Source organism: Halomonas sabkhae, assembly GCF_030409265.1.
GTDB classification, from domain to species: domain Bacteria; phylum Pseudomonadota; class Gammaproteobacteria; order Pseudomonadales; family Halomonadaceae; genus Halomonas; species Halomonas halmophila.
Genome location: NZ_JAUFPM010000023.1, coordinates 152,199 through 174,022, shown reverse-complemented (window position 1 = coordinate 174,022; position 21,824 = coordinate 152,199). Strand labels below are relative to the sequence as shown.

Genomic DNA, 21,824 nt, shown 5'->3' with positions numbered 1-21,824 from the left:
CACATGCGTTTTCCGTTGAAGCGAGACATGATTCATGACGAATACCACCGCACTGGTCCTCTTGGGCCTTGCCCTGGCGGCCGTCGCCGTACTGGGTGGCTATGCCGTGAAATTGTGGCGTGAGGTGCGTCGACGAGAAGCCTTTCGCCAGGACGAGTTGCGCCGTGCGCACGACAATTGCGTGGAAAATCTCGAGATGGTCGCCACTGCCTTGCAGCAGGGGCAGGTGGATATTACCGAAGGTGCCTGGCGCTGCAAGACGCTGCTGGACATCCTCGACAGTTCCCTGTCCTCGCGCCCCGAATTTGCCGCGTTCACCGAAGTTCACGAGCGTACCCGGCATCTGCACACCCACTCCGCTCGCCATGCATTGACGCCCAAGGAACGCTTCCGGGAGGATCGGGAGCGCTGGAAGGTGGAGAAAGAGTGGCGCGATGCCGTCATGGAGTCCGCCGCCAGGGTAGTCGCTTGCCGAGGGCACTGGCCGAATACCTTGCAGTGAATTGAATGACCTCGGCAAAACAATCTATTACACTTGTATCTGCGTTTTGCGATTGAAAGGTGGCTCGGTCTCCTGCAAGCTGCCAACTGCGACGACGTAGATGGCTAGTAAACGGATGGAGTCACAGTCATCTGTATGTTTGGCTGGTCGAGAGGGCATTTTCATGCTTTCTTGTCCTTTGAGGAAAGAGTTGATCGTCCTCGGTTAGCCATACCAACGAACTGGCTGGATGGCTAAGCCTTTGCTGGCCCAGCTAGATTTGTGTCAAGAAGGAGTCTTACATGAAAAAATCAACGACTGGCTTGTTGCTAGGTTCCGCTCTGGTTGTCGGCCTCTCCGGCTGCGCCAGCTCCGCTTCTCAATCCTCCGGCATGGGCGACAGCTCTGCTTCCGATCGTGCCTGGTACAAGCATCCTGCCGTGTGCAGCGTTGCTGGTGGCCTGATCGGTGGCGGTATCGGTTATGCGTCCATGGATGAAGACGACGAAGACACCGGCGCTTATGTCGGTAGTACCGTCGGTGCAACTGCTGCCGCGCTGCTGTGTGCCGAGCCCAACAAGGGCAAAGCGCCGGTAGGCGACAGCGATGGTGACGGCGTGCCGGACGACCAGGACGAGTGCCCGGGAACTCCGGCTGGCGTTGCCGTCGATGCAGTGGGTTGCCCGCTGGACTCCGATGGTGACGGCGTGCCGGACTATCAGGACCAGTGCCCGGGTACTCCGGCCGGTGCCGAGGTCAATGCCCTGGGCTGCGTCGAAGACCTGGTGCTGCAGGACGTCAACTTCGAGTTCGACTCCGCGCAGCTGACCATGGGTGCCGAGTCCGTGCTGAGCGACGTGGCTTCCAAGCTGCGCAGCAACGAAAACGTTCGTGTGCGTATCGAAGGCCACACCGACTCCGTCGGTCCGGCCAGCTACAACGAAGACCTGTCCCAGCGTCGTGCCGACTCCGTGGCTGACTATCTGTCCAGCCAGGGTGTCGCCGCCAATCGCATGAAGACCATCGGCTATGGTGAGCAACAGCCGGTTGCGACCAACGAGACCGATGCCGGTCGTGCCGAGAACCGTCGTGTCGAGCTGGGCGAGTGGCAGCAGTGATCCACGGCTGAGCCGTCCCCATCTGGCTCGGCCACTGGCCGAGTCATTTGACGACGAACAAAGGCGCCTGCGGGCGCCTTTTTTGTGCAGTCTTGCGTCATGGCGCCGACCCTGGGGCGTCTGGTAGGCTGTTGTACCTTCTCACAGAGCTTTCAGGTAACTCACCATCGCGACACGTGATCCCTGGTATGGATCACCACTGCGCTCAAGGAATCGTTTCAACATGCCCATCGTCACTCTTCCGGACGGCAGTCAGAGGTCCTTCGACGAACCCCTTTCCATCATGCAACTGGCCGAGAGCATCGGAACTGGATTGGCCAAGGCGTGTATCGCCGGTCGTATCGATGGCCAGCTGGTGGATGCCGCCGATGTCATCACCCAGGATGCCAGTGCCGCCATCATCACGGCGCGTGATCCCGAAGGGCTCGAGATCATCCGCCACACCTGTGCTCACCTGGTCGGTCATGCCGTCAAGCAATTGTATCCCGACGCCAGGATGGCCATCGGGCCGGTGATCGATGACGGCTTCTATTATGATATCGATTTCGGGCGTTCCGTGACGCCAGACGATCTCGAGGCCATCGAAGCCCGCATGGTGGCGCTGATCGACTCCGGCTACGATGTCGTTCGCGAATACGTCGAGCGTGACAAGGCCATGGCAACCTTCCAGCAACGTGACGAGACGTACAAGCAGGAGCTGGTGGCGGAAATTCCCGAAGGCGAGACCATTCGTCTCTATCACCATCAGGAATACATCGACATGTGTCGGGGGCCGCACGTCCCCAACACGCGTCACCTCAAGGCGTTCAAGCTGACCAAGCTGGCCGGCGCCTACTGGCGTGGCGACGCCGAACGTCCCATGTTGACCCGTATCTATGGCACGGCCTGGGGCGACAAGAAGCAGCTCAAGGCATATCTCAAGCGACTCGAGGAAGCCGAAAAGCGCGACCATCGCAAGCTCGCCAGGAAGATGGATCTGTTTCATCTGCAGGAAGAAGCGCCGGGAATGGTCTTCTGGCACCCCAATGGGTGGACCATCTATCAGGCGCTCGAGCAGTACATGCGCCAGCTGCAGATCGACAATGGCTATCAGGAGATCAAGACGCCCCAGGTGGTCGATCTCTCGCTGTGGAAGGCATCCGGCCACTGGGGACACTACAGTGACCTGATGTTCACCACCGAGTCGGAAAAACGCGAGTATGCCGTCAAGCCGATGAATTGCCCCTGTCACGTTCAGGTGTTCAATCAGGGCCTGAAGAGCTACCGTGACCTGCCGTTGCGTCTCGCCGAATTCGGCAGTTGCCACCGCAACGAGCCGTCCGGCTCGCTGCACGGCCTGATGCGGGTGCGCAGCTTCACGCAGGACGACGCGCACATCTTCTGCACCGAAGGGCAGATTCAGTCGGAAGCCGAGGCCTTCATCGCCCTGACGCTGAAAGCCTACAAGGATCTGGGGTTCGAAGACGTCGAGCTCAAGCTGTCCACGCGCCCCGAAGGCTTCATGGGTGAGCCGGCCCTCTGGGATCGTGCCGAGGCGGGTCTCGAGGCGGCGCTCGACACGACCGGGCTCGATTGGGAGCTGCAACCGGGCGAGGGCGCCTTCTATGGCCCCAAGATCGAGTTCTCGCTGCGCGACTGCCTGAATCGTGTCTGGCAGTGCGGTACCCTGCAGTTGGACTTCAATCTGCCGGGTCGCCTGGGCGCGCAATTCGTTGATGAGGATGGCGAGCGCAAGACGCCGGTCATGCTGCATCGGGCGATTCTTGGCTCCTTCGAGCGCTTCCTTGGTATACTGATCGAGCAGTACGCAGGTGCCATGCCGCTATGGCTGGCTCCTCAACAGGCGGTGATCCTGAACATCACCGATTCACAGCGCGATTATGTCACTTCTCTGGAGCGCCGTTTGCAGAAAATGGGGCTGCGAGTCAAGGCAGACTTGAGGAATGAGAAGATCGGCTTTAAAATCCGCGAGCATACGTTGCAGAAGGTCCCCTATCTCCTGGTGGTGGGAGATAAGGAAGTCGAAGCCGACTCGGTAGCTGTTCGCTCGCGAAGTGGCGAGGATCTCGGCACCATGACGGTGGATACCTTCATCGACCGCGTACAGGCCGAGCGGTGCTAGCGACATCTTCCAAGACAGAAGTGGAGGCGGAACCATCAAGAGAAGCAACCCTAGAGGACGCCCGCAGGAAAAGCGTCCGCCGATGAACGAGCGAATCACCGACGAACAGGTACGCCTGATCGACAACGACGGCGAACAGCTGGGCATCATGCCCACGCGCGATGCGCTGGAGCGTGCCGAAGCGGCTGGTTTGGATCTCGTGCAGATTTCCAATGCCGATCCGATCGTCTGCAAGATCATGGATTACGGCAAGTTCGTCTTCGAGCAGAAGAAGCAGAAGGCGGCTCAGAAGAAGAAGCAGAAGCAGATCCAGGTCAAGGAAGTCAAATTCCGGCCTGGCACCGACGAGGGTGACTATCAGGTCAAGCTGAAGAACCTGACACGATTCCTCGAAGGTGGCGACAAGGGCAAGGTCACCTTGCGCTTCCGTGGTCGCGAGATGGCCCACCAGGACATCGGTCGCAAGCTCATGGAACGCATTGCCGCCGATCTCGAAGAGATCGGCACTGTCGAATCCTTCCCCAAGATGGAAGGTCGACAGATGATCATGATCATTGCCCCCAAGAAGAAGTGATTCGGCGGCCAGTCAAACGGTTGGCGAGCCCTTGAGGCTCGTCTTCGGCCCCGGGTTTTCTTAACAATCTCGAGCGGAGTTCATCTCATGCCGAAAATCAAAGGCAACAGCGGCGCAGCCAAGCGCTTCAAGAAGACGGCCAACGGCTTCAAGCACAAGCAGTCGTTTCGTAGCCACATCCTGACCAAGAAGTCGACCAAGCGTAAGCGTCATCTGCGCGGTATGAAGCAGATCCACGACGCCGACAAGCCGCTCGTGCAGCGCATGCTGCCGAACCTGTAACCCTTGGTTGCCAACTTTCAACGTCAGGAGTAAGCCATGACTCGTGTCAAGCGTGGTGTCGTCGCGCGTCGTCGTCACAAGAAGATCCTCAAGCAGGCCAAGGGCTATTACGGTGCCCGTTCGCGCGTCTTCCGCGTCGCCAAACAGGCCGTGATCAAGGCCGGTCAGTATGCCTATCGTGACCGTCGCCAGCGCAAGCGTCAGTTCCGTGCCCTGTGGATCCAGCGCATCAACGCCGGTGCTCGTCAGCACGGCCTGTCCTACAGCCGTTTTGTCGGTGGTCTGAAAAAGGCCGGGATCGAGATCGACCGCAAGGTGCTGGCCGACCTGGCCGTCAACGAGAAGGCAGCCTTTGCTGCCATCGTCGAGAAGGCCAAGGCTGCCCAGTAAAGAGGGTCGAGAGGGTGCGCGAGCTGACACGCTCAGCACCGCCCCGATGATCGTCACAGGGGAAGAGCAGCCGCTCTTCCCCTGTTTTTTTGCATGTCACACCCGGCAGCGATGAGCCCCACCATGTGTCGCCTGGAAGCTGCCGCCCTGCCGGGTCCAAGATATGGAGCATCAACGGATGGACCACCTTCCCAAATTGGTCGCCGAGGCCCGCGACGCCATTCAGGCCGCCGACACGATGACGGCGCTGGAGGAACTGCGTGTCCACTACCTCGGCAAGAAGGGCGAGATCACCGCGCTGCTCAAGGGGCTTGGCCAGTTGCCCGCGGACGAACGCCCGGCCGCAGGGGAGCGAATCAATCAGGCCAAGCAGGCGCTGGCCGCCGAACTCGATGAGCGCAAGCAGACGCTCGAGAAGGCCGCGCTGGAAGCCCGTCTGAGCGCGGAACAAGTCGATGTCACGCTGCCGGGGCGTGGCCAGCCCGGGGGTGGACTGCACCCGGTCACGCGGACCCTGGAGCGCATCGAGGGGCTCTTTACGCACGTCGGTTATGATGTGGCGGTCGGGCCGGAAATCGAGGATGACTACCACAACTTCGAAGCCCTCAATATTCCGGCGCATCACCCGGCCCGGGGCATGGCCGATACGTTCTATTTCGATGCCAGCCGCCTGCTGCGCACGCATACCTCGCCGGTGCAGGTGCGGACCATGAAAAGTGGCGAGCCCCCCATTCGTATCGTCTGTCCCGGCCGCGTCTACCGCAGTGATTCCGACCTGACCCATACCCCGATGTTTCATCAGGTAGAAGGCCTGCTGGTCGACGAGGACGTGCGCTTCTCGGATCTCAAGGGCACCATCCAGGATTTCCTGCACGCCTTTTTCGAGCGGGAGGATCTGGCCGTGCGTTTCCGTCCCTCCTATTTTCCGTTTACCGAGCCATCCGCCGAGGTCGATATAGAGTGCGTGATGTGCGATGGCAACGGTTGCCGGGTCTGTTCCCAGAGCGGCTGGCTGGAAGTCATGGGCTGCGGCATGGTGCACCCTGAAGTGTTCCGGCATTCGGGCATCGACAGTGAACGTTACACCGGCTTTGCCTTTGGCATGGGCGCCGAGCGCCTGGCCATGCTGCGCTATGGCGTGAATGATCTGCGGCTGTTCTTCGACAACGATCTGCGCTTCCTGCAGCAGTTCGCCTGATTGTCACCAACACACAGCCAGGGAGCATTGTCGACGGCCCGTCTGCGCGTCGCCGACGGCGATACTCCTGGAGAGCACAGCGATAGGATTTGTCATGAAATTTTCCGAACAGTGGCTGCGTGAATGGGTCTCTCCGGCACTGACGACCCAGGAACTGGCCGATCAAGTCACCATGGCCGGCCTCGAAGTCGATGGCATCGAGCCCGTGGCCGCCGCCTTCCATGGCGTGGTGGTCGCCGAGGTGGTCGAGCTGGCGTCGCATCCCGATGCCGACAAGCTCAGCGTGTGCCAGGTGGATGATGGCGTCGAGCGCCTGCAGGTCGTCTGCGGCGCTCCCAATGTCGCCTCGGGCCAGAAGATTGCCTTCGCGCGCGTCGGTGCCGTGCTGCCGTCCGAGGATGGCAAGGGCTTCACGATCAAGCAGGCCAAACTGCGTGGCGTCGAATCGCGGGGCATGGTCTGTTCTGCCTCCGAACTGGGACTCGACAGCGAAACATCCGCGGGCATTCTGGTGCTGCCCGCTGCGGCACCGGTCGGCGACGATCTTCGGGACTACTTGTTGCTCGACGACAGCACCATCGAGGTCGATCTGACGCCCAACCGGGGCGACTGCCTGAGCGTACAGGGCATGGCGCGCGAGGTCGGCGTGCTCAATCGTCTGCCGATTCAGGCACCGGATCTCGAGGCCGTGCCTGCCGAGCACGACGAGACCTTCACGGTACGCATCGAGGATGGAGACGGCTGTCCGCGTTATCTGGGACGTGTCATCAAGGACGTCGATGTCACCGCCGAGACGCCGTTGTGGATGGCCGAGCGGCTGCGTCGCGGCGGTGTCCGGACCATCGATCCCGTGGTCGACATCACCAACTACGTGATGCTCGAGCTCGGGCAACCCCTGCACGCCTTCGACCGTGACAACCTGAGTGATGCCATTGAGGTGCGTCGTGCGCGACAGGGCGAATCCCTGGTGCTGCTCGACGGTCAGAGCGTCGAATTGAGCCAGGACACCTTGCTCATCGCCGATAGCAGCGGCCCTCTGGCGATCGCCGGGGTCATGGGCGGCGAGCACTCGGGCGTCAGCACCGATACCCGCGATATCTTTCTCGAGGCAGCCCATTTCTCACCCTTGGCCGTCGCCGGTCAGGCGCGTAACTATGGTCTGCACACCGATGCGTCGCACCGCTTCGAGCGCGGCGTCGACCCCGAACTGGTCCGCCAGGCCGCCGAACGCGCCACTGCATTGTTGCGGGACATCACCGGTGGTCGGCCCGGGCCGCTGACCGAGGTCTCGGCGACTGCATCGGGCAGTGCCCCGCACGAAGCCGTGGTGTTGCGCCGTTCGCGCCTCGATCAGGCCCTCGACAAGGTCCTGGCCGATGACGAGGTCAGCGAAATTCTCGAAAGGCTGGGCATGACGGTGGTCGAAGTCGAGCAGGGCTGGCGGGCCGGTATTCCCAGCTGGCGTTTCGATATCGCCATCGAGGAAGACCTGATCGAGGAAGTCGCGCGTATCCATGGCTACAACCGCTTGCCGGCGCGTCATCCGCGTGCGCACCTGGGCCCGCGTCCGGACAACGAGGCGCGTCGCCCGCTGGCCGCGTTGCGCAACCGCATGGTATCGCGTGGCTACTTCGAGGCCGTGACCTACAGCTTCGTTGCCCCCGAGCTGCAGCAGACGCTGCTGCCGGGAGCCGAGTCCCCGGAACTCGCCAACCCCATCTCCAGTGATCTCTCGGTGATGCGGGCGAGTCTCTTCCCCGGCCTGATTCGTGCCCTCGAACACAATCTCAACCGTCAGCAGTCGCGTGTGCGCCTGTTCGAGACCGGTCTGGTGTTTCGCGGCAAGCTCGATGAGCTGGAGCAGATTCCCATGCTCGGAGCCCTGGTCTGTGGCTCCCGTGAACCCGAAGGCTGGAGCAGTGGCAACCAGGATGTCGACTTCTTCGACCTCAAGGGCGATCTGGAAAGCTTGATCGCTCTGGGGGACGATGCCGCTGCCTGGTCCTTCGAAGCGGCCACTCATCCATCACTTCATCCGGGCCAGTCGGCGCGTGTTCTGCGGCAGGGGAAGGAAGTCGGCTGGATCGGCAAGCTGCATCCGGCCGTGCGGGCGCAACTGGGCCTCAAGACCGAAGCGCTGCTGTTCGAAGTGCAGATCGATGCCCTGAGTCAGGGGCATATCCCGGCCTTCAAGCCACTGTCTCGTTACCCGGAAGTGCGCCGGGACCTGGCTTTCCTGGTCGATGCCGGTCAGCCGGTTCAGGCACTGCTGGATATCCTCCATGCTCAGGCCGGGGAATGGCTGGTGGACGCGCATCTCTTCGACGTCTATCAGGGCAAGGGAGTCCCCGAAGGGCGCAAGAGTATCGCCCTGGGCTTGACCTGGCAGCATCCTTCGCGCACGCTTAATGACGATGAAATCAACCAGTTGGTCGATTCCATAGTCGAAGCGTCGCGTTCGAACCTCGGGGCCGAGCTGCGTGGCTGACTCTTGCGAAGCGACTCTCGGTGTTGGCACCGGATCGATCGACAAAGCGTGAGGAAAGCGGCATGGGGGCGTTGACCAAGGCTGAACTGGCGGAACACTTGCACACTGAACTCGGTCTCTCCAAGCGTGAGGCCAAGTCCATGGTGGAGTCCTTCTTCGAGGAGATTCGCGGTTGCCTGCGCGAGAACGAGCAGGTCAAGTTGTCGGGGTTCGGCAATTTCGACCTGCGCGACAAGCGTGAACGGCCGGGCCGCAATCCCAAGACGGGAGAGGAGATACCGATTTCCGCCCGACGCGTCGTCACCTTCCGTCCGGGCCAGAAGCTCAAGACCCAGGTAGAGGCCTATACCGGCGACAGTGGTTGATCGGCCCGGCCTTCCGGCCCCGGCAACATGCGCCACCCTGCGTTCGCGCCGGGTGGCGCTTTGCGTTTGGCTGGCGGCATCCCGTCATGCACGAGCAGGGCGGCGTGCGGCGCAAGGCTTCAGATGTTAGCATCGTGCTGAACTTTTCAGTGAAAAATCATGACATGCCGAAACTCAAGATTTTCGTGGGAACCGTCTACGGCGGTTCACTGGACGTCGCCGAGCAGGTTGCGCCCTTGTTCGAGCAGGCGGGTTACGAGGTAGCGATCTTCGATCAGCCGACGCTGAACGACCTGATCGAATCACCGACCGACCTGGCACTCTTCTGTACCTCGAGCACGGGGAGCGGGGACTTCCCGGGCAACCTGGTGGCCTTCGTGCGTGATCTCCAGGCCAAGAGTCCGGGCCTCGCCGGCCTGCGCTATGGCCTGATTGCGCTGGGCGACAGCTCCTACGTGGATTCCTACTGCGGTGCCGGTCGTCACCTCGACGAGCTGCTGCAGGAGCAGGGCGCCCAGCGATTGGGCGAGCGACTCGAGATCGATGCCATGGAAACCTTCATGGCCGACGACGAGGCCTTGCCCTGGGTCGATGAGTGGATCGAGTCCCAGCAGCTCAAGGTTGCCTGACCATGCACGCCTCATCCGCGCGGTGCAGCCTGCTGGTCGGCCTCCTGGTGCTGATGCTGGCCAGTGCGCCGCGTTATTATCTGGACGGTCACGACACCCACCTGATCATGCTGTCGTTCGGCGGCATCGCCGTGGCCGCCCTGGCATTCTTCCACTGGTGGCAGCTGGCGAGTGAGTGGCGTGCCAATCTGAAGGTACTGATCCGGCGACTCGCGGCCCTGATGATCGGCGGTATCGTCATCATGGGCCTGTGGCACGCGCTCTTCGGCGCCTGGAGCGGCTGGCCCCTGCTGCTCTCCCACGGCGCCACCCTGGGCTTGCTGCTTCACGCCCTGGGGTTGTGGTGGAAACCCCCGGCTGCGCCGGGAGCTTGAAGCCATAAGCTTGAAGCTGGAAGAAAAAACCACCCGGGCTGCGCCCGGAGCTGGAAGATCGTCCGCTTCGCGGCCGTAAGCTTGAAGCTGGAAGAAAAACCCTTGACTCAGGGGCTTTGGGGATCATGCTGCCTTCCAGCTTCCAGCTTCCAGCTTCCAGCTTCCAGCTTCCAGCTTCCAGCTTCCAGCTTCCAGCTTCCAGCTTCCAGCTTCCAGCTTCCAGCTTCCAGCTTCCAGCTTCCAGCTTCCAGCTGGTCAGCCCAACGTATAACAGGGCTCGTATTCGCCGGCGAGCTTCATGCGTCCCTGGGCGACGAAGGATGTCAGCAACTCGTCCAGGCGTGCCATCAGCTGCGGTTCGGCGTTGAGGCGGAAGGGGCCGTGGGACTCGATGCGGCGGATGCCGCGCTCCTTGACGTTGCCGGCGACGATCCCCGAGAAGGCGCGGCGCAGATTGGCCGCGAGTTCGTGAACCGGTTGCTCGCGATGCAGGGCGAGGGCGGCCATGGAAGCGTGGTCCGGCTCGAAGGGTTCCTGGAAGTCGCGGTCGACATTGAGACGCCAGTTGAAGTAGAAGGCATCCTGCCGGTTGCGGCGATAGGCGGTGACATCATTGATGCCCGCCCGCATGGTGCGCGCGACCTCCACCGGGTCGTCGATGATGATGCGATACAGGTTGCGCACGGATTCGCCGAGGGTATAGACGAGAAACTCGTCGATGCGTTTGAAGTAATCCGCGGAATCGGCCGGACCGGTGAAAATCACGGGCAACTCCATGTCGTCGTTGTCCGGATGCAGCAGGATGCCCAGCAGGTAGAGGATCTCCTCGGCCGTGCCGACACCGCCGGGAAAGACGATGATGCCGTGGCCCAGGCGCACGAAGGCTTCCAGGCGCTTCTCGATGTCCGGCATCACCACCAGCTCGTTGACGATCGGATTGGGAGCCTCGGCGGCAATGATGCCGGGCTCCGAGACGCCCAGGTAGCGTCCCTCGCTGCGACGCTGCTTGGCATGCGCCACATTGGCACCCTTCATCGGCCCCTTCATGGCACCTGGACCACAGCCGGTACAGATGTCCAGCTCGCGCAGCCCCAGGTGGTAGCCCACGTGCTTGGTGTAATCATACTCTTCGCGCGAGATCGAGTGGCCGCCCCAGCAGACCACCAGGCTGGGGTCACTGCTGGGCTTGAGGGTGCCGGCCTTGCGCAGTATGTGGAAGACCGCATTGGTGGTGCCTTCGGCCGTGGCGAGGTCGAACCGCTGGCGGGTCTGGATCTCGTTGTAGACATAGACGATATCCCTCAGCACCGATGACAGGTGTTCGCGAATACCGCGAATCATGCGACCGTCGACGAATGCCTCGGCAGGCGCATTCGAGAGCTGCAGGCGCACACCACGGTCCTGCTGGATGACCTCGATATCGAAATCCGGGTAGGTCTCCATCAGGGCCAGGCCGTCATCGGTCGGGTTGCCCGAGTTCAATACGGCCAGGGCACAGCTGCGCAGCAGGTCATGGAGGCCGCTGCGCGAGGTATCGTGCAGGCGATTGACCTCTTGCTGAGAGAGAATTTCCAGGCTGCCTTCCGGCGAAATGGTACTGGAGATGGTATCGGCCATGCAGGGCTTCCGTGTCGCAGAACAAAAGGGCTGTCGATTCGCTCGGTGCCGAGTCGTCATCGCCGGACTCGATCGAAGCGAGAGTTTTCGATGCTACCACGGCCCCCTGGCCTGTGCAGCGCTGCGGCGATCGCGTCGAGCTGATAGAATCCCCATAAAGCCGGATTCCTGTACAGCGATGTCATGCGCCATGTTCAATGCCCAATACTTCCGCACTTTCATCACGCTGGTCGAGACCGGTAGTTTCACGCGTACCGCGCGCCGGCTGGAAATGACCCAACCGGGGGTCAGTCAGCATGTTCGCAAGCTCGAGCAGTATCTGGGGCGCTCCCTGCTGGAGCGGCAGGGCCGGCGTTTCGCATTGACCGAGGCGGGGCGCCGGGCCTATGACTATGCCCTCAAGCTGTTCGCCGAGCATGAGCAGTTCCGTCACTCCCTGGATGACGAAAGCCTGGACAGCGGCGAATGCCGGCTGGCCTCACCGGGCAGCGTCGGCCTGATGCTGTACCCGTTCATTCTCGGTCAGCAGCAGATGTATACCGGCCTGACGGTGAGCTACAGCTTCGCCTTCAACAACGAGATCGTCTCCGATGTCATTGCCGGTCGCCATGACCTGGGCATCGTCACCGAAGCGGTGCGCCATCCGGACATCGATTGCGTGCACTGGCACCAGGAGCCGCTGTGCCTGGTGGTGCCGGCCGACTTTGCCGGCAGCGGGCTCACCGACCTGATGGGCATCGGCTTCATCGCCTATGCCGACGGGGTCTATCACGCGGATAGCCTGCTGCGCGGCAACTTTCCCGACGAATTCCGCTCCATGAGCCACTTCCCGCGTCAGGGCTTCACCAACGAGGTCTCCATGGTACTGGATGCGGTGGCGCGTGGCCTGGGGTTCACTGTGGTCTCGCGGCTGGTACTCGAAACCTCGCCCTGGCGTCGCCAGGTCAAGGAGTTTCCGTTGGCGCAGTCGGTGGACGAGAGCCTCTACCTGGTAACGCGACGCGGCAGTCGCATGCCCAGACGTTATACGCGATTGCTCGATGCCTTCCGTGAACATCGCCATCAGGAACGCTACGGTCACGGCTGAAGGCTGCCTGGCCCCGACAGACGGGGCCAGGCGGGAGGGTGGCGTTCAGTCCCGGTAGGCGTCGATGCTCGGGCAGGAGCAGATCAACTGGCGGTCCCCCTGCACATTGTCCACGCGATTGACCGACGGCCAGTACTTGGCGGCCTTGACCGCGGTGGTGGGGAAGGCGCCGATTTCCCGGGAGTAGGGGCGATCCCAGTGGTCCTGCATGATGTCGGTCATGGTGTGCGGTGCCTTGACCAGGGGATTGTTGTCGGCCGGCCACTCGCCGGATTCGACGCGCGCGATTTCCTCGCGGATATGGATCATGGCGTCGCAGAAGCGGTCCAGCTCATAACGCGACTCGGACTCCGTCGGCTCGATCATCAGGGTGCCGGGCACCGGGAACGACATGGTCGGCGCATGGAAACCATAGTCCATGAGACGCTTGGCGATATCCTCTTCGCTGATGCCCGAGCTGTTCTTGAGCGGGCGAATGTCGATGATGCATTCATGGGCCACCTGGCCGTTGGCCCCCTTGTAGAGCACCGGATAGTGCGCCGACAGCCGACCGGCGATGTAGTTGGCGCCCAGGATGGCCAGCTGCGTGGCTTCGCGCAGCCCCCGGGCGCCCATCATCTTGATGTAGGCCCAGGAGATCGGCAGGATCGAGGCGCTGCCGAAGGGCGCGGCGGCGACAGCCCCGGCGTCGGCTGCCACGCCCTCCAGGCTGCGCACGCAGTGGTTGGGGACATGGGCCGCCAGGTGCGCCTTGACGCCGATCGGCCCCATGCCGGGACCACCACCCCCATGCGGGATGCAGAAGGTCTTGTGCAGGTTGAGGTGGGAGACGTCACCGCCGAAATCCCCGGGGCGTGCCAGCCCCACCTGGGCATTCATGTTGGCGCCATCGATGTAGACCTGGCCGCCATGCTGGTGAACGATCTCGCAGGCCTCCTGGATGCCTTCCTCGAAGACACCATGGGTCGAGGGGTAGGTCAGCATGATCGCCGAGAGGTCGTCGCCATGCGTCTCGGCCTTGTGGCGCAGGTCGGCCAGATCGATGTTGCCATTGTCGTCGCACTCGACGACCACCACCTTCATGTGTGCCATGGCCGCGGAGGCCGGGTTGGTGCCGTGGGCCGAGCTGGGAATCAGGCAGACATGACGCTGGCCTTCCCCCTCGGCCTGTTGATAGCGACGAATGGCGATCAGGCCCGCATACTCCCCCTGGGCCCCGGAGTTGGGCTGCATGGCGATGTGGTCATAGCCGGTGATTTCCTCGAGAAAGGCCGCCAGCTCGCCGATGATCTGCTTGTAGCCGGCCACCTGGTCCTGGGGCGCGAAGGGATGAATGCGCGCCAGTTCGGGCCAGGTGATGGGCATCATCTCCGCCGTGGCATTGAGCTTCATGGTGCATGAGCCCAGCGGGATCATCGCATGCGCCAGTGACAGATCCTTGTTTTCCAGACGCTTCAGGTAGCGCAGCATCTCGGTTTCGCTGTGATAACGCTGGAAGGTCGGGTGGGTCAGAAAGTCGGAGTCGCGCTCACAGGCTGCCGGGATGCCGGCAAGGCCCTGGTTGACGACGGCCTCGTCGAGCACGGCAACGGCCAGCCCGTGTTCTTCGCCGAGCAGTACATCGAAGAGTTCGGCGACATCGTGGGCGGTGGTGGTCTGGTCGAGGCTGAGCCCGACATCGCCATCGGCGAAGTAGCGCAGGTTGACATCCTGCGCCATGGCGCGCCCGTGAATCTTGCCGGCATCCACGCCGGTGAGGCGAAGGGTGTCGAACCAGCTGTCATGGACCAGCTTGACCCCCGCCTGTGCGAGGCCGGTAGCGAGGATGGTGGTCAGGCGATGAATGCGCCCGGCGATGGTGCGCAGGCCCTCTGCGCCGTGGTAGACGGCATAGAAGCCGGCGATATTGGCCAGCAGCGCCTGGGCGGTGCAGATGTTGGAGGTCGCCTTCTCGCGCCGAATATGCTGCTCGCGGGTCTGCATGGCCATGCGCAAGGCGGTGTGACCGTATTCGTCCCGCGACACGCCGATGATACGCCCGGGAATCGAGCGTTTGAGCTTGTCGGTGGTGGCAAAGAAGGCCGCATGCGGCCCACCGAAACCCATGGGTACCCCGAACCGCTGAGCCGAGCCGACTACCATGTCGGCGCCCATGGCCCCCGGTTCCTTGAGCAGCACCAGCGACATGATATCGGCGCTCACGCAGGTCATGATGCCGGCCTGCCCGGCGGCGTCGATCAGCGGCGTCAGGTCATGCACGCGGCCGCTCTCGCCGGGGTATTGCAGCAAGGCACCGAACACCTCGTGCTCGGTAACCTCGGCGGCCGGGCCCACCACCAGTTCGAAGCCGAAGTAGTGAGCCCGCGTGCGCACCACGTCCAGGGTCTGCGGGAAGACATCCTCGGCGACGAAGAAGGCATTCGATTTTGCCTTCTTGTTGGCGCGGCGACACAGGGCCATGGCTTCCGCCGCCGCAGTGGCTTCGTCGAGCAGCGAGGCATTGGCCAGGCTCATGCCGGTCAGATCCATGACCATCTGCTGAAAGTTCAGCAGTCCCTCGAGGCGCCCCTGGGAAATCTCGGGCTGGTAGGGCGTGTAGGCGGTGTACCAGCCGGGGTTTTCCAACACATTGCGCTGGATGACGGCGGGCAGCAGGGTATCGTAATAGCCTTGTCCGATATAACTCTTGGCGACCCGGTTCTGGCGTGCCAGGCGATAAAGGTAGTCGAGGGCCTCGGCTTCGCTGCGCGGTGGGTCGAGGTCCAGCTCGCGCCCCAGGCGTATACCCGCCGGGACAGTGCGATCGATCAGACTGTCCATGCTGTCGATTTCCAGACTTTCCAGCATGGCGGCGATGTCGTCTGCATCGGGGCCATTGTGGCGCTGGAGAAAGGCATCGTGATTGGCCAGCTGGGCCAGGCGGCGATTGTCGAAAGCCATGACATACCTTTTGTGACGTCCGGCACGCGAGCCGTGGCCTCGGGTACCGGTGACGAGAGGAGGGCAGGCCCGGTCGTCTACCGGGCTGCAGGGAAAGCGACTTATTCTTCGGCGGCGGCGATGGCCTGATAGGCATCGGCGTCGAGCAGGTCCTCGAGCTCGGCTGCGTCCTCGAGGCGCAGCTTCATGATCCAGGCATCTTCATAGGGCGACTCATTGATCGACTCCGGAGCATCCTCCAGCGACTCGTTGACCGCCACGACTTCACCGGAGACCGGCGCATACAGATCGGAGGCGGCCTTTACCGATTCGACCACGCCGAATTCGTCACCCTTGGCCAGCGAGGCCCCCACTTCGGGCAGTTCGACGAAGACGACGTCGCCCAGGGATTGCTGGGCATGATCGGTGACGCCGATGGTCACGGTGCCATCACCATTATCCAGGATCCATTCATGGCTGTCGGCGTAGCGTAGATTGGCAGGGATAGCGCTCATGCTGGTTTCCTATATGAAATATGTTGATTGAGTTGCTGCAGATCCTAACGCCATCTCGGCCGTTTGGCGAGCCTGAAGGCGTTCGAGGGTGGCTGGATATCCTCTTTTACTGCCCATCATAGAAAACCCCGCGGGAATTGCCTATGCAAAAGGGCGGAAGAATTTGTCGTTGCGGGTCGAAGCGACTCAGGGGAGTGGCGTGGTGTCGGCCAGGCCCTGGCTGGTTGCCGGAAGCTCGCGCGCCTCGGGGTCATGAGGCTTGTCGACGGGGCAGGGGCTGGCTTAGAGTACATGCTGTTTCTTATAGGAAACACCGGTCTCGGCGGCATGCACACTGCGCCGATGGCGAGATCAGGACGATGCGGTGCTCAGAAGGTCAGTGGCTATACTTTGTCCTGTCTGGATGCAGAATCCCGATATTTTCCCATACGGGGCTGGAGCGCCAACGGAAGGATTCGCTATGGTAGGCGCGTTCGTACCATCGCGGTTCAAGCCGCCATGTCAGGCCATGCATCGGGTACATGACAATACCCCGAGTGCATAACAAGAAATCTGAGGGAGACGTAACGTGGAAACCTTGACCAATATACTGACGTCGATCGAGAGCGTCGTCTGGGGCCCCTTGATGCTGCTGTTGCTGCTGGGGGTCGGCCTCTATCTGCAACTGGGGCTCAAGCTGTTGCCCATCCGCAAGCTGGGCATGGGCTTCAAGTTGTTGTGGGGCGGGCGCACGACACCCGCGGATGACCGCAAGGATGGTGAGGTCTCGCCGTTCAATGCCTTGATGACGTCGCTGTCGGCGACCATCGGTACCGGCAACATCGCCGGCGTGGCGACCGCCATCTTCCTGGGCGGCCCGGGTGCCGTGTTCTGGATGTGGATCACGGCACTGGTGGGCATGGCCACCAAGTTTGCCGAGGCCGTGCTCGCCGTGCGTTATCGCGAGGTCGACGAGGCCGGCGATCACGTCGGTGGCCCCATGTATTACATCCGCAATGGCCTGGGCAAGAAGTGGGGCTGGCTCGGCATGGCCTTTGCGCTGTTCGGCGCCGTGGCGGCCTTCGGCATCGGCAACACCGTCCAGTCCAACTCGGTTGCCGATGGTCTCGGCGAGTCCCTGGGCATTCCCCACTGGGTCACCGGGCTGGTGATCATGGTGCTGGCCGGTGCGGTCATCCTGGGCGGCATCAAGCGTATCGCCAAGGTTGCCGGCAAGCTGGTGCCCGTCATGGCCGTGGCCTACATCATCTGCGGTCTGCTGGTGCTGTTCATCAATGCCGATCAGATCGGCGCGGCGCTCGGCATGATCTTCACCCATGCCTTCACGCCGATTTCCGCTGCAGGTGGTTTCGCCGGTGCGGCGGTCGCCAAGGCCATCCAGTTCGGCGTGGCACGTGGTGTCTTCTCCAACGAAGCGGGTCTGGGCAGCGCGCCCATCGCGCATGCGGCGGCGCAGACCAAGAACCCGGTGCGTCAGGGCCTGATCGCAATGCTCGGCACCTTCATCGACACCATCGTGGTCTGCACCATCACGGCGCTGGCCATCCTGACCACCGCCTGGACGTCCGGCGAGACAGGGGCCGCGCTGACCGCGATGTCGTTCAATGAGGCACTGCCCGGCGTCGGCCAGTACGTGGTCTCCTTCGCGCTCGCCGTCTTCGCCTTCACCACCATCCTTGGCTGGGCCTTCTATGGCGAGAAGTGCTTCGAGTTCCTGTTCGGTGTAGGCGCCATCAAGTTCTATCGAGTGGTCTACATCCTGGCGATCTTCGCCGGCTCCGTGCTGCCGCTGGGCTTTGTGTGGCTGCTGGCCAGTGTCTTCAACGCCATGATGGCGATTCCCAACCTGATCGCTCTGGCGCTGCTGTCACCCGTGGTCTTCAAGCTCAGTCGTGACTACTTCGACGGCAAGGAAGTCCTGCCGGGCGAGGATCTCGACAAGTCATGATGACGACGACATGGCCGGCTCGAAGCCGGCCATCTTCTTTGCGTCACGAAAAAGGTTTGCCAGGCGATGAACGAACAACGCAAGACTCCGCTCCATGACCTGCATGTGGAACTGGGGGCCCGGATGGTGCCCTTTGCCGGCTATTCGATGCCGGTGCAGTTTCCCCTGGGGGTCAAGAAGGAGCATGAACACACACGCCAGGCCTGTGGCCTGTTCGATGTCTCCCACATGGGGCAGGTGGTATTGCGCGGTCCGAACCCGGCCGAGGCCCTGGAGACCCTGGTGCCGTCCGATCTGGTCGGCCTCGCCGAGGGTGGCCAGCGTTACGGCCTCCTGACCAGCGAGCAGGGCGGCATCCTGGATGATCTGATGATCGTCAATGGCGGCGATCATCTCTATCTGGTCGTCAATGCCGCCTGCAAGGACCAGGACATCGCTCACCTGAAGCGCGGCCTGGCGGATCATGACATCGAGGTGCTGGACCGCGGCCTGCTCGCGCTCCAGGGGCCGCAGGCGGCGGCCGTCATGCAGCGGCTCTGCCCGGCGGCCTGTGAGCTGGTGTTCATGCAGCATGCCCGCTGCATGATCGATGGTATCGAGGTCTGGGTCAGCCGTAGTGGCTATACCGGGGAAGACGGCTTCGAGATCTCGGTTCCCGCGGATGCCACCGAGACGCTGGCGAGGCGCCTGCTGAGCGAGCCGGAAGTCGAGGCCATCGGGCTGGGCGCTCGCGATTCGTTGCGGCTCGAGGCTGGTCTGTGCCTTTACGGCCATGATCTGGATACCTCGACCACGCCGGTGGAAGCCGGACTCATCTGGGCCATCGGCAAGCCGCGCCGGCGTGGCGGCGAACGTCCCGGTGGCTTCCCCGGTGCCGATATCATCCTCCATCAGGTAGCCGAGAAGGATCATCGGCGCAAACGCGTCGGCCTGCTGGGTGAGGGCCGGGCTCCGGTCCGCGAAGGGGCCGAACTCTTCGATGATCAGGGGCAGTCGGTCGGCGTCGTCTGTTCGGGTGGTTTCGGGCCGAGTGTCGGCCGGCCGGTGGCCATGGGCTACGTGTCCATCGAGCAGGCCGAGCTGGGGCAGGTGGTGCAGGCGCAGGTCCGCGGCAAGCGCCTGCCGATGACCGTGACGCGGATGCCTTTCGTGACCCCGGGGTATCATCGAGGCTGATTTATACCGTTATCTGGTCTGCGACGGGAAACCAGCAACGGCTGCCTTCGGGCGGCCGTTTTTCGTCAGTGGGGCACTACAGGGCAGACGCCTTCGGCTCCTACAGATGAATGGCGCGAAAGGTCAGGCTGATGCGCAGTCCCCTGTGGCGCCGGTCGGGCAGGCAGTGCTCGAGCAGTGACTGGACCCCCGCGCCCATCAGCAGGAGGCTGTCATCCGGCTGGTCGACGTTGAAGGCGCTCGCCCGCCGGTCCTTCCAGCGAAAGCGCAAGGGCCTGTCACTGCCCAGGCTGACGGCGGCAATGACGGGCTCCGGGCCGAGCTCGGGCTCATTGTCGCTGTGCCAGCCCATGCGATGCTGTCCATGTGCGTAACGATTGATCAGCACGCTGTTGAAGTCGGTTCGAATGCCTTCCTGCTCCAGCCTCGCTTCCAGCGTCCGGCGAATCGCCGTGACCCAGGGGTGCCAGGCCACCGGAGCAAACTCCTGGCCCGAGTAGCGATAACGGGCATCGCCCATCCACACCTGATGGCGCGGTATGGGGTGCTCGCGCCCGAAGAGTCGCAGCCCGGGCTGCTGCCAGTCGAGTTCGGCATCCAGGCAGGCCAGTGCGCGGGCGGCTTCATGCTGGCCCAGCAACCCGGGGTATCTGGTCAGGGGCGGCGAGTCCAGCAGTGACACGCCGCCATGCGCAGGGTCGAGGAGAGACATGTGCGACAGCATGCCATCCGCCCGGGTGGCGCGGCCAGCCGCTGGCCTGTCAGCCCTGACCGGTGAGGCTGAGGCTGGCGAGGGCGAAGGCATAGCCGATGAAGCCGCCGGCGACCACATCACTGATGTAGTGCAGGCCGAGGCCGACCCGGGAAATGGCGATCAGAATCACGATCGGCAGCAACCAGGGGACCAGCCAGGCGCTATGCGTGAGGGTCAGGGTCAGAAACATCACGGCGTGCATGGTATGGCCGCTGGGGAAACTGTAACGATCCCGGGCCGGTTCGTTGCAGGCAATGGTCTGGAAGGTGATGAAGGGGCGCTCGCGACACAGGCGTGTCTTGACCAGACGATAGAAGACGATCGCCACCAGTGCGGTGACGCTGTATTGCAGCATCAGCCGCCAGGCCGCGGACCCTTCATGAAACAGCGGCTGGGCGGCAATCAGGACCACCCAGATCGGCCAGTCGCCGGCGCGGCTGGCCAGGCGCAGGCTGGCCAGCCAGCGGCGATGGATACTGAAGCCGGCCGTCCACTGGCACAGCTGCCATTCGAGCAGGTCGAGTCGTTCAAACACGGCAGTGCTGCGTATTTTCATCACTTGCCTCCCGAGCGAGGTAGAGCGCGGCGAGAAAATCATCGCTGATCGCCGACCAGCGGTACTCCAATGCACGCTCGCGCGCGGCCCGTCCGAGGCGTGCATATCGCGCCGGTTGCTGACTGAGTGCCACCGCGGCATCGCGAAAGCCGTCTTCGTCGCCGACGGCCAGATTGATGCCATTGACGTCGTCGTCGATGAGTTCGCTCCCGGCGGCATGGCGGTAGGCGACCACGGCCAGGCCGCTGGCCATGGCCTCGAGCACCACATTGCCCCAGGTTTCGGATAGCGAGGGAAAGATGAAGATGTCGGCGCTGGCATAATGCTGTGCCAGGCTCCGGGCATCGATGAAACCGGTGAAGTGGACGTCCGGCAGGGCCTTCTCCAGGCTGGCGCGGCCCGGGCCATCGCCGACTACCACGATGCGCATTTCCGGGCGCGCGGCCAGCATGGCGGAAAAGGTGTCGCGCAGCAGGTCGAGGTTCTTTTCCGGCGCCAGACGGCCCACATACAGGGCCACCGGGCGGTGCTCATCGCTGCCCCAGTGCTCGCGCAGGTCGGGGCGGCGGTGGGCCGGCGAGAAGGCATCGCCGTGAATGCCCCGGGCCATGACGCTGACCCGCTCGAAGCCTCTGTTCGTCAGCTCGCCGGCCTGTTGGTGGGTCGGCACGAGGGTGGCGGAACAGCGGTTGTGGAAGTGACGCAGACGACGAATGACCAGTGGCTCCAGCCATCCGATGCCGTAATCCCGGCAGTAATGGTCGAAGTTGGTGTGCCAGCCGCTGACCACCGGGATCGCCAGGGCTTCGGCGATGCGCAGCGCCGACCAGCCCAGGGGCCCCTCGGTGGCGACATAGATGACATCGGGCCGCTCGGCCTGCCAGAACTGCTTGAGGCGACGATCCGCCGGCAGGCCCAGGCGGACATCGCGATAACCGGGCATGGAAAAGCCCCTGACCTGCAGCTCGGCGCTCATGCCCTCGGCGCGATGTGCCTCGCCGGCGGGAGCCGGCCGCACCAGCTGCAGTGTCGTGTCACGCTGCAGGAGTTCGCGACTCAACTGATGGAGCGTATGGGCGACACCGTTGATATCCGGTGACCAGGTTTCGCTGACCAGGCAGATGCGCATGTCGATCCTCGTGCCGACCGGTGCCGGAGTGGCACCCTTCGGCACAGAGGTTGCGCTTCATCGATGACAGTCGCGCGACAAGGTAGTGAACGAGTGATGACA

Annotated in this window: 20 protein-coding genes; 14 read left to right on the top strand and 6 right to left on the bottom strand. The window is 62.9% G+C overall.

Going from position 1 to position 21,824, the window contains the following annotated elements; genetic code table 11:
* The first annotated feature begins 34 nt into the window (after positions 1-34).
* From QWY79_RS14625 to QWY79_RS14575, 11 genes are all read left to right on the top strand, one after another.
* On the top strand, positions 35-502 hold the full coding sequence (locus QWY79_RS14625; RefSeq protein WP_290274343.1) for a DUF2489 domain-containing protein: 468 nt from the start codon (positions 35-37) through the stop codon (positions 500-502).
* A gap of 281 nt (positions 503-783) precedes the next feature.
* Positions 784-1,599: an OmpA family protein gene (locus tag QWY79_RS14620; protein ID WP_290274341.1), complete on the top strand. Its 816-nt coding sequence runs from the start codon at positions 784-786 to the stop codon at positions 1,597-1,599.
* 223 nt (positions 1,600-1,822) lie between these two features.
* Positions 1,823-3,721 (top strand): threonine--tRNA ligase, encoded by a 1,899-nt coding sequence (gene thrS / locus QWY79_RS14615; protein ID WP_290274338.1) that lies wholly within the window; start codon positions 1,823-1,825, stop codon positions 3,719-3,721.
* On the top strand, positions 3,684-4,295 hold the full coding sequence (gene infC, locus QWY79_RS14610; RefSeq protein WP_435389797.1) for a translation initiation factor IF-3: 612 nt from the start codon (positions 3,684-3,686) through the stop codon (positions 4,293-4,295). The genes thrS and infC overlap by 38 nt, the downstream gene beginning before the upstream one ends.
* 87 nt (positions 4,296-4,382) lie before the next feature.
* The gene (gene rpmI / locus QWY79_RS14605; protein ID WP_141319905.1) at positions 4,383-4,577 is read left to right on the top strand and encodes a 50S ribosomal protein L35; all 195 of its coding nucleotides are present in this window, start codon (positions 4,383-4,385) and stop codon (positions 4,575-4,577) included.
* Positions 4,578-4,613: 36 nt separating this feature from the next.
* Positions 4,614-4,967, top strand: coding sequence for a 50S ribosomal protein L20 (gene rplT / locus QWY79_RS14600; protein ID WP_013332273.1), 354 nt, complete (start codon positions 4,614-4,616; stop codon positions 4,965-4,967).
* A 178-nt stretch (positions 4,968-5,145) separates the two neighbouring features.
* Entirely contained in the window at positions 5,146-6,165 is a 1,020-nt protein-coding gene (gene pheS / locus QWY79_RS14595) for a phenylalanine--tRNA ligase subunit alpha (protein WP_141319907.1), read from the top strand.
* 94 nt (positions 6,166-6,259) lie between these two features.
* Entirely contained in the window at positions 6,260-8,653 is a 2,394-nt protein-coding gene (pheT, locus tag QWY79_RS14590) for a phenylalanine--tRNA ligase subunit beta (protein ID WP_290274332.1), read from the top strand.
* 62 nt (positions 8,654-8,715) lie between these two features.
* A complete protein-coding gene (gene ihfA / locus QWY79_RS14585) occupies positions 8,716-9,018 on the top strand; it encodes an integration host factor subunit alpha (protein ID WP_290274330.1) in 303 nt (100 codons plus the stop codon).
* Between the two features lie 164 nt (positions 9,019-9,182).
* Positions 9,183-9,647, top strand: a complete 465-nt coding sequence (locus QWY79_RS14580) for a flavodoxin (RefSeq protein WP_141319913.1) — start codon at positions 9,183-9,185, stop codon at positions 9,645-9,647.
* A 2-nt stretch (positions 9,648-9,649) separates the two neighbouring features.
* A complete protein-coding gene (locus QWY79_RS14575; protein ID WP_290274327.1) occupies positions 9,650-10,021 on the top strand; it encodes a hypothetical protein in 372 nt (123 codons plus the stop codon).
* Between the two features lie 255 nt (positions 10,022-10,276).
* On the opposite strand, the gene ppnN is transcribed toward QWY79_RS14575, so the two are convergent.
* Positions 10,277-11,638 (bottom strand): nucleotide 5'-monophosphate nucleosidase PpnN, encoded by a 1,362-nt coding sequence (gene ppnN / locus QWY79_RS14570; RefSeq protein WP_290274324.1) that lies wholly within the window; start codon positions 11,636-11,638, stop codon positions 10,277-10,279.
* A 190-nt stretch (positions 11,639-11,828) separates the two neighbouring features.
* Here ppnN and QWY79_RS14565 point away from each other — a divergent pair, with 190 nt between their 5' ends.
* Positions 11,829-12,725, top strand: coding sequence for a LysR family transcriptional regulator (locus QWY79_RS14565; RefSeq protein ID WP_290274320.1), 897 nt, complete (start codon positions 11,829-11,831; stop codon positions 12,723-12,725).
* A gap of 45 nt (positions 12,726-12,770) precedes the next feature.
* Here the strand turns inward: QWY79_RS14565 and gcvP are convergent, their stop codons facing one another.
* Together gcvP and gcvH are read right to left on the bottom strand one after the other, a co-directional pair.
* On the bottom strand, positions 12,771-15,665 hold the full coding sequence (gcvP, locus tag QWY79_RS14560; RefSeq protein WP_290274316.1) for an aminomethyl-transferring glycine dehydrogenase: 2,895 nt from the start codon (positions 15,663-15,665) through the stop codon (positions 12,771-12,773).
* Positions 15,666-15,766: 101 nt separating this feature from the next.
* On the bottom strand, positions 15,767-16,159 hold the full coding sequence (gene gcvH / locus QWY79_RS14555) for a glycine cleavage system protein GcvH (protein ID WP_290274313.1): 393 nt from the start codon (positions 16,157-16,159) through the stop codon (positions 15,767-15,769).
* A 568-nt stretch (positions 16,160-16,727) separates the two neighbouring features.
* Between gcvH and QWY79_RS14550 the strand changes: the two genes are divergently transcribed.
* Entirely contained in the window at positions 16,728-18,107 is a 1,380-nt protein-coding gene (locus QWY79_RS14550; protein WP_290274312.1) for an alanine/glycine:cation symporter family protein, read from the top strand.
* A 66-nt stretch (positions 18,108-18,173) separates the two neighbouring features.
* Positions 18,174-19,283, top strand: coding sequence for a glycine cleavage system aminomethyltransferase GcvT (gcvT, locus tag QWY79_RS14545; RefSeq protein ID WP_290274309.1), 1,110 nt, complete (start codon positions 18,174-18,176; stop codon positions 19,281-19,283).
* 100 nt (positions 19,284-19,383) lie between these two features.
* On the opposite strand, the gene QWY79_RS14540 is transcribed toward gcvT, so the two are convergent.
* Genes QWY79_RS14540 through QWY79_RS14530 form a run of 3 tightly spaced genes read right to left on the bottom strand, consistent with a single transcriptional unit; the run spans position 19,384 to position 21,722 of the window.
* Complete coding sequence (locus QWY79_RS14540; RefSeq protein ID WP_290274306.1) at positions 19,384-20,007, bottom strand: alpha-ketoglutarate-dependent dioxygenase AlkB family protein; 624 nt, start codon at positions 20,005-20,007, stop codon at positions 19,384-19,386.
* Positions 20,008-20,044: 37 nt separating this feature from the next.
* Complete coding sequence (locus tag QWY79_RS14535; protein WP_290274303.1) at positions 20,045-20,593, bottom strand: phosphatase PAP2 family protein; 549 nt, start codon at positions 20,591-20,593, stop codon at positions 20,045-20,047.
* Entirely contained in the window at positions 20,565-21,722 is a 1,158-nt protein-coding gene (locus QWY79_RS14530; RefSeq protein ID WP_290274300.1) for a glycosyltransferase family 4 protein, read from the bottom strand. The genes QWY79_RS14535 and QWY79_RS14530 overlap by 29 nt, the downstream gene beginning before the upstream one ends.
* Positions 21,723-21,824 lie beyond the last annotated feature (102 nt).

Bases quoted from the DNA above. Each gene is read 5' to 3' on its own strand.
- QWY79_RS14625 (WP_290274343.1), top strand. From the start codon at position 35: ATGACGAATACCACCGCACTGGTCCTCTTGGGCCTTGCCCTGGCGGCC.
- QWY79_RS14620 (WP_290274341.1), top strand. From the start codon at position 784: ATGAAAAAATCAACGACTGGCTTGTTGCTAGGTTCCGCTCTGGTTGTC.
- thrS (WP_290274338.1), top strand. From the start codon at position 1,823: ATGCCCATCGTCACTCTTCCGGACGGCAGTCAGAGGTCCTTCGACGAA.
- rpmI (WP_141319905.1), top strand. From the start codon at position 4,383: ATGCCGAAAATCAAAGGCAACAGCGGCGCAGCCAAGCGCTTCAAGAAG.
- rplT (WP_013332273.1), top strand. From the start codon at position 4,614: ATGACTCGTGTCAAGCGTGGTGTCGTCGCGCGTCGTCGTCACAAGAAG.
- pheS (WP_141319907.1), top strand. From the start codon at position 5,146: ATGGACCACCTTCCCAAATTGGTCGCCGAGGCCCGCGACGCCATTCAG.
- pheT (WP_290274332.1), top strand. From the start codon at position 6,260: ATGAAATTTTCCGAACAGTGGCTGCGTGAATGGGTCTCTCCGGCACTG.
- ihfA (WP_290274330.1), top strand. From the start codon at position 8,716: ATGGGGGCGTTGACCAAGGCTGAACTGGCGGAACACTTGCACACTGAA.
- QWY79_RS14580 (WP_141319913.1), top strand. From the start codon at position 9,183: ATGCCGAAACTCAAGATTTTCGTGGGAACCGTCTACGGCGGTTCACTG.
- QWY79_RS14575 (WP_290274327.1), top strand. From the start codon at position 9,650: ATGCACGCCTCATCCGCGCGGTGCAGCCTGCTGGTCGGCCTCCTGGTG.
- ppnN (WP_290274324.1), bottom strand. From the start codon at position 11,638: ATGGCCGATACCATCTCCAGTACCATTTCGCCGGAAGGCAGCCTGGAA.
- QWY79_RS14565 (WP_290274320.1), top strand. From the start codon at position 11,829: ATGTTCAATGCCCAATACTTCCGCACTTTCATCACGCTGGTCGAGACC.
- gcvP (WP_290274316.1), bottom strand. From the start codon at position 15,665: ATGGCTTTCGACAATCGCCGCCTGGCCCAGCTGGCCAATCACGATGCC.
- gcvH (WP_290274313.1), bottom strand. From the start codon at position 16,159: ATGAGCGCTATCCCTGCCAATCTACGCTACGCCGACAGCCATGAATGG.
- gcvT (WP_290274309.1), top strand. From the start codon at position 18,174: ATGAACGAACAACGCAAGACTCCGCTCCATGACCTGCATGTGGAACTG.
- QWY79_RS14540 (WP_290274306.1), bottom strand. From the start codon at position 20,007: ATGCTGTCGCACATGTCTCTCCTCGACCCTGCGCATGGCGGCGTGTCA.
- QWY79_RS14535 (WP_290274303.1), bottom strand. From the start codon at position 20,593: ATGAAAATACGCAGCACTGCCGTGTTTGAACGACTCGACCTGCTCGAA.
- QWY79_RS14530 (WP_290274300.1), bottom strand. From the start codon at position 21,722: ATGCGCATCTGCCTGGTCAGCGAAACCTGGTCACCGGATATCAACGGT.